The sequence below is a fragment of the Mycobacterium sp. 852002-10029_SCH5224772 genome (genome assembly GCF_001667315.1).
Classification (GTDB): domain Bacteria; phylum Actinomycetota; class Actinomycetes; order Mycobacteriales; family Mycobacteriaceae; genus Mycobacterium.
Genome location: NZ_LZHT01000004.1, coordinates 1 through 688, shown reverse-complemented (window position 1 = coordinate 688; position 688 = coordinate 1). Strand labels below are relative to the sequence as shown.

The 688-nt window shown below is 68.8% G+C and carries 2 pseudogenes; one reads left to right on the top strand and one right to left on the bottom strand.

Going from position 1 to position 688, the window contains the following annotated elements:
* A pseudogene (locus tag A5775_RS00640) lies at positions 1-331 on the top strand (hypothetical protein); the annotation flags it as partial.
* 6 nt (positions 332-337) lie between these two features.
* Here A5775_RS00640 and A5775_RS00635 read toward each other — a convergent pair.
* A pseudogene (locus A5775_RS00635) lies at positions 338-688 on the bottom strand (hypothetical protein); the annotation flags it as partial.

The following is a 688-nucleotide window of genomic DNA, read 5'->3' as shown; positions in this document are numbered from 1 at the left end:
CACCGCGGCGCGCCTGGCCAAGGGCCAGGGCGTGCCCATCTCGACGATCTCGTTCGGAACCAAGGGCGGTGAGATCGAGATGGACGGGCAGCGCGTCGCGGTCCCGGTGTCGACCGACCAGATGAAGACGATCGCCAGACTCTCCGGCGGGCAGCCCTACACCGCCACCAACCTCGGCGAGCTCGAAAAGAGCTACAACGCGATCGAGAACGAGATCGGTTACCGCACGGTGCCGGGCCCGGGCAGCGCCGGCTGGCTGCGCCTCGGGGTGCTGGCCGCACTGATCGCGACCGCGTTGGCGCTGTTGATCAATCGGCGCCTGCCGACCTAGCGCGTATCAGGCGGGCAGCCGGCGGTTCAGCAGCAGGCCGGCCAGCACGGCGCCGGCCATCACGACGGCACCGAGCAGCATCCAGGCCAGGCTGGCATCGCCCTTGACGGTTTCGTAGCCGATCTGGCGCTGCAGCGTCGTGTACACGTTCTCCAGCGAGTCCAGGCTGTCGGCGTGGAAGGCCTGGCCGTCGGTGATCTCGCCGATCTTCTGCAGGGTCTGATCGTCCACCGGAACCGGAATGGTGGCGCCCTCGTAGTCGACGGTGCCGTACGGGGTGCCGAACGAGATCGTCGAGATGGGCACGCCCTCGTCCTTGGCCAGGCGCGCCGCGGTGTAGACACCGTCGTGCGGGTC